The following is a 5,532-nucleotide window of genomic DNA, read 5'->3' as shown; positions in this document are numbered from 1 at the left end:
GGCGGAAGCGCAGGGTCCACACGTCCACCGGCACCACGTCATGGATGCCCGAGCGCCCCCGGCCGGGGACCAGTTCCAGCGCCGCCGCGCCGTAGGTGAACAGGGCCGCGTAGGCGATGTCCATCAGCCCCGCGAGACCGCCCGCGCCGGGGTTCACCCGGCGCTGGAGGGCCTCCGCGCGGGCGAGGGCCTCGGCGGCGTCGCGGGGCGACCCGGCCTCGGCCACCGCCACCGTGTGTCCGGCGTGGCAGAGGCGTTTCCACGTCCACACGGCGTCCGAGATGTCCGGCACCGCGTCCCGGAGCACGCGGTAGACCCGGAGCATCTCGAAGGGGGTGTCGTTGGGCAGGGGGAGGAAGTCCTGCCAGGCGGCGAGGGCGGGGGCCGCGCCTTCGGGGCGCGACAGGGGGGCGGCGGCGGCGGGAACAGGGGAGGGGAGGGGGCGTTCCGCGCGTCGGGCAGTCATGCGACGTATCCAACGGCGGAGGCGGGAGGGCCGGGGGGCGTGCTCGGGCATGGGCGGAGGGCTCCGGGTTGCGGTGGGGGGCTGTTAAACCGGCGCGCGTTGTTTCAGCGCGGCCCGGAGGCGGCCGCGGGTTCCCGGCGGAACCCGCAGCCGCCCAGCCCCCCCCCTCCTCACACGCCCGCGGCGATGCGGGCGATCTCTTCGGGGTCCACGGCGCCGCCGCGCGCGTCGGCGGCCTGGAGGACGGCGCGGTAGACGCGGTCCACGTCGCCGGGCGCCACGTTCACCCCGGCGCGGGCGGCCTCGCGGGCGACGGCGGCGCGCCCGGAGCGCGCGGTGATGACAAAGCGGTGGCCCGGCGCGCCGACCAGCGCGGGGGCCACGAACTCGTAGGTCTCCGGATCCTTCAGGAGGCCGTCCTGGTGGATGCCCGAGCTGTGTGTGAAGGCGTTCGCGCCGACGAGGGCGCGGTTGGGCTGCACGGGCACGCCGGAGGCCTCGGCCACCAGGCGGCTGACGGCCGCGGCCATCTCCAGGCGGATGCCGGTTGCGGCGACGCGCTTCAGGCGCAGGGCGGCGGCCACCTCCTCGGCGGCGGCGTTTCCGGCGCGCTCGCCCAGGCCGTTGACGCTCACCTCAACCTGGCGCGCGCCTGCGCGCACGGCGGCCAGCGTGTTCGCCGTGGCCAGACCCAGGTCGTTGTGGCAGTGGGCCGACACGATGACCGAGCGGTCCAGGAAGGCGGCCACGTCCGCGATCATGGCGCCGTACTCCTCCGGCAGGGCGCAGCCCACCGTGTCCGGCAGGTTGATCCGCGAGGCCCCCGCGTCCGCCGCCGCCTGGGCGCACTGGCGCAGGAAGACCGGGTCCGCGCGCGAGGCGTCCTCGGCGCTGAACTGCACGCGCTCCACGCGCCGGCGCGCGCGGGCGACGGACTCCGCAATGGCGCGCACGGCGGCGGCGCGGGACATGCGCAGCTTCTTCGCCAGATGAATGTCCGAAACGCCCAGCACGACGTGGAGGACGGGCCTGCGGGCGGGGGCCAGGGCCTCCGCGGCCGCGTCAATGTCCCCCGCGCGGCACCGGGCCAGCGCGGCGACCTCGGCGCGCTCCAGGGCCTCCGCCACGCGGCGCACCGCCTCCGCGTCCCCCGGCGACGAGGCGGGGAAGCCCGCCTCGACGACCGCCGCGCCGAAATCCTCCAGGCGGCGGGCCAGGATCACCTTGGTTTCCGCGTCAAAATGCACCCCCGGGGTCTGCTCCCCGTCGCGCAGGGTGGTGTCGAAAAAACGAATCTCTCTTTCCATGGTACCGGTCCTTTTCTGGTTGCTTTTTCATGTGCACAGACAGACATCCGCCTCAGGGCGGGCAAGCAGCCGGATTCGAGCCCGTCGAGCCCCAAATCCATAAGACACCACCTCCTTTCGGGGTGCGGCGCGGCGTGCGCCGCCGTTTTTTGCGTCCAGACAAAAAGAAAAGGCCGCGGGGACTGGCCCCGCGGCCCGGAATGCGCGTTCTGTCAGTTCAGTCACACACGGCAGGGCACAGCGGAAGCCTTCCGGCGTCCGAGTCGGAGCCGCAGTCGCAGGTTCGCGTTGTGCCGTTGCGTGTTCATGACAACCCCATTGTACCGCGAAGGCGCGCCGCGGGGCAAGAAGGCGGCACGGCCCAAGTCGCCAAGAAGAGAAGTGGGGAGCGGGGGCATGCCGGGAACGAGATCGTTTCGGTCGCTCCGCTTCCTCGCGATGACGGTGATTCGCCCGGTCGTTGCGAGGAGGCCGCCCCGGCCGACGCGGCAATCTCTTGTCGGAGCATTTTCGGCCCGTGTGCCCGCTTCCCGCATTCCCGGAAAAGTGGACTGCGGCGGCGGGATGCCCCTATAATACCCGGCGGCTTTTTGCCGTTCCGCCGCTTTGGCGCAACCTTTTCGTTTCTGGCGCGGTCAAATGGTTCGGGAACCGTCTGTTACGCCGAAAAACGCGGAAAGCGGGGGACACGGGACGGCTCGCCCCCGCAACCTTGGAATGCAGGCGCGCCCGCCCGGGCCGGTACAGTACCGGCGCGGGCCGCGCGGAGTGGCCCTCTTAACATTTCGCGGCCCCGGCCGCGGCACAGGAGCGAGATTCCATGAGCAGTGACATCAGCAGGCGCGACTTCGTCAAGGTGGCCGGCGCCGGCGCCGCGGCCTTCTCCATCGCCACGGCGTACTCCCCCTTCTCCTACGCGCAGAACAGCAAGGTCGTGGTGGGCTGCATCGGCCTGGGCGGCCAGGGCTGCTTCCACCTGAACGAGGGCCTCTGCGGCAACGACGACATCCATGTGGCGGCGTTCAGCGACGTGTACGCGGCGAACCAGAAGTCGGCCCGGCCGCTGGTGATGCTCTCCAACGCGAAGCAGTACCTGGCCGAGGGCGCGCCGGTGACGGACGAGATGAAGGCGGCGGCGAAGGCGCTGCCGGCGCCGAACGTGTACTACAACTACAAGGAGATGCTGGAGAAGGAGACGCTGGACGGCGTCGTGATCGCGTCGCCGCTCATGACCCACGCGCCGATCACGCTGGACGCGCTGGACGCGGGCAAGTACGTCTTCTGCGAGAAGACCATGGTCCGCACCGTCGAGGAGGGCCGCGCGGTCATCCAGAAATGCCACGACACCGGCAAGTTCGTGCAGGTCGGCCACCAGCGCCGCTACAACCCCAAGTACAACCTGGGCATGTGGATGACCTACGACCGCGGCATGCTCGGCCGCATCACCCACATCACCGCGCAGTGGCACCGCAACAACCAGTGGCGCCGCCCCATGCCGAAGGACTACGTGCTGAACGAGGAGGAGAAGAAGTACATCCCCGACTTCGAGCTGCACATGAACTGGCGCCTGTTTGACGAGGTGTCCGGCGGGCTCTACACCGAGCTGGCCACGCACCAGACCGACATCGCCAACTGGTTCCTCAAGGCCGTGCCCACCCGCGTCTTCTCCGTCGCCGGGCTCGACTACTGGAAGGACGGCCGCACGGCCCACGACAACATCGTGCTCGTCTTCGAGTACGACATGAAGCGCAGCTCGCCGGGCTTCATCCAGACCAAGTCCCGCACGACGCTCATGGACGACAGCACGGCGAACCGCAACTACACCGTGCGCTTTGTCTACACCAGCATCCTGAGCAACGCCAAGCGCGGCGCGTCCGAGCTGATCCAGGGCGACCTGGGCACCCTCGAGCTGACCGAAAACGTCTGCAAGTACTACCAGGAGGACGTCACCTACGCCACGCAGGAGAACCTCACGGCGGAGGAGCTGGCCGCGAAGACCGCCGCGGGCAGCACCCGCAAGCAGACCAACGAGGAGATGCTCAACGGCGTCGAGCTGTTCAAGGACCGCACGGACCTCAAGGTTCCGGACGTGTACCAGTTCGCCGCCTTCGTCGAGGGCGTGCGCACCGGCAAGGTCCCGCTCAACAACCAGATGGTCGGCTTTACCACCGCGCTGACCGCCATCGCCGCCATCAAGTCCCGCACCGAGGGCAAGATCATAGACTTCGACCCGGCGTGGACCACCTTCGACTTCGAGACCCCGTCGCACTTCGAGTACGACCCGGCCTGGGGCAACGCCAAGCCCGCCGAGGCCGCCCCGGCGGCCGACGCGGCGGCGGCCCCCGCCCCGGAGGCGCCTGCGGCCCCCGCGCAGAGCTGACAACGCTTTTCCGGGCCGCGGCGGGAACAGCCCCGCCGCGGCCCCGTGTTCTAAGAATGCCGCGAGCCCGCGCGTTAACAGGGCAGAGAGCAAAGGAGTCTGAACCATGAAGAAGATTCTCATCGGCGTCGTTCTGATCGCCCTGGGCGCCGCCGCCGGCGGCGCCGCCGGGTATAAGTTTGGCGTGGAATACGGAAAGAAGGCCGCCGAGGCCACCAAGGTTTTCGAGCGCACCCACCAGACGGCCGTGGTGGACCTGAAAACCTTGGATGATGCCAAGCCAGCGCCTGCTCCGGCCGCGGCCCCCGAAGCTCCCGTAGCGCCTGTGGAGGCCGCCCCGGCCGACGCCCCCGTGAACGCCCCCGCCGCCGCGCCTGCGGCCGCCCCCGAAGCCCCTGCGGGCGACGCGGTCACCTACGCCCTCAGCCTCGACGACACCTTCATTGACTTCATCGGCTACAAGACCGTGGCTGGCGACACCATCGGCATGAGCGGGCGCTTCGACAAGAGCGAGGGCACCGTGACCATTCCGGGCGGCGACTTCACACAGGGCTCCTTCAGCATCACCATAGACACCCCGTCCATCGGCACGGAGAACGCCATTCTCACCGGCGTGCTGAAGACCGCCGTCTTCTTCGACATTGAGACCTATCCCACGGTCAAGATTGAGAGCAAGAAGATCGAGCAGCGCGACGGCAAGTATGTCGCCACCGTGGCGTGGACCATGCGCGACAAGACCGTCGGCGTGGAAATCCCCCTGGACGTCAAGGTCTCCGACACCCAGGTCACCGCCCTCGGCGAGGTCCGCATTGACCGGAACCTCTGGGGCGTCGGCCCCGGCGACTGGGAAATCGGCGGCGTCCGCGTCCCGATCCTCCCCGACGTCCTCGTCAAGTTCGAGGTCCTCGCGAAGAAGTCCTGATCCCCCGCATCCCGCAATCAAGCGCGCGGCGCGCACGCCCCCCGGCGGCCCGCCGCGCGTTTTTTTCTTGGAGGGGAGGCGGACAATGTCGGTGCCTTTTCGCGTGCGCAGCGCGCTGTGAGGGCGCGGGGCTGTGAGGGTGTGTGTGTCGGCCTCTCACGACGCGCGCGGAGCGCGCCTTGGAGTGCGCAAGCTCGCTTGCGCCTTCCAGACCGGGTGCCGCGATGGCCTTGGGGAAATGCGCGGCTATCGTCGTTTCGCGTCCGCCCCCGCGCGGGCAAGCCCACGCGAAGAACGGCGGCAGCAAGCTACCGCACTCCAAGGCGCTTCGCGCTGTGCAACGCCGGGGCTGTGAGGGTGTGTGTCGGCCTCTCACGACGCGCGCGGAGCGCGCCTTGGAGTGCGCAAGCTCGCTTGCGCCTTCCAGACCGGGTGCCGCGATGGCCTTGGGGAAATG

4 protein-coding genes are annotated in these 5,532 nt (G+C 69.8%); 2 read left to right on the top strand and 2 right to left on the bottom strand.

Going from position 1 to position 5,532, the window contains the following annotated elements; genetic code table 11:
• Both GXY15_04295 and GXY15_04290 read right to left on the bottom strand, forming a co-directional pair.
• Nucleotides 1-466: hypothetical protein (locus tag GXY15_04295; protein NLV40433.1), on the bottom strand; the 466-nt coding region annotated here is incomplete at its 3' end.
• A gap of 170 nt (nt 467-636) precedes the next feature.
• Nucleotides 637-1,773 carry a 2-isopropylmalate synthase gene (locus GXY15_04290; GenBank protein NLV40432.1) on the bottom strand — a complete coding sequence of 379 codons (1,137 nt, stop codon included), beginning with the start codon at nt 1,771-1,773 and terminating at the stop codon, nt 637-639.
• 820 nt (nt 1,774-2,593) lie between these two features.
• On the opposite strand from GXY15_04290, the gene GXY15_04285 reads away from it, so the two are divergent.
• Entirely contained in the window at nt 2,594-4,153 is a 1,560-nt protein-coding gene (locus GXY15_04285) for a Gfo/Idh/MocA family oxidoreductase (GenBank protein ID NLV40431.1), read from the top strand.
• 106 nt (nt 4,154-4,259) lie between these two features.
• Complete coding sequence (locus tag GXY15_04280) at nt 4,260-5,075, top strand: YceI family protein (GenBank protein NLV40430.1); 816 nt, start codon at nt 4,260-4,262, stop codon at nt 5,073-5,075.
• The last annotated feature ends 457 nt before the right edge of the window (nt 5,076-5,532 follow it).

The sequence above is a fragment of the Candidatus Hydrogenedentota bacterium genome, assembly GCA_012730045.1.
Taxonomy (GTDB): Bacteria; Hydrogenedentota; Hydrogenedentia; order Hydrogenedentales; family CAITNO01; genus JAAYBR01.
Note: the sequence above shows the minus strand (reverse complement) of the source record. Positions and strands in the feature narration are given on the sequence as shown.

Bases quoted from the DNA above. Each gene is read 5' to 3' on its own strand.
- GXY15_04285 (NLV40431.1), top strand. From the start codon at position 2,594: ATGAGCAGTGACATCAGCAGGCGCGACTTCGTCAAGGTGGCCGGCGCC.
- GXY15_04290 (NLV40432.1), bottom strand. From the start codon at position 1,773: ATGGAAAGAGAGATTCGTTTTTTCGACACCACCCTGCGCGACGGGGAG.
- GXY15_04280 (NLV40430.1), top strand. From the start codon at position 4,260: ATGAAGAAGATTCTCATCGGCGTCGTTCTGATCGCCCTGGGCGCCGCC.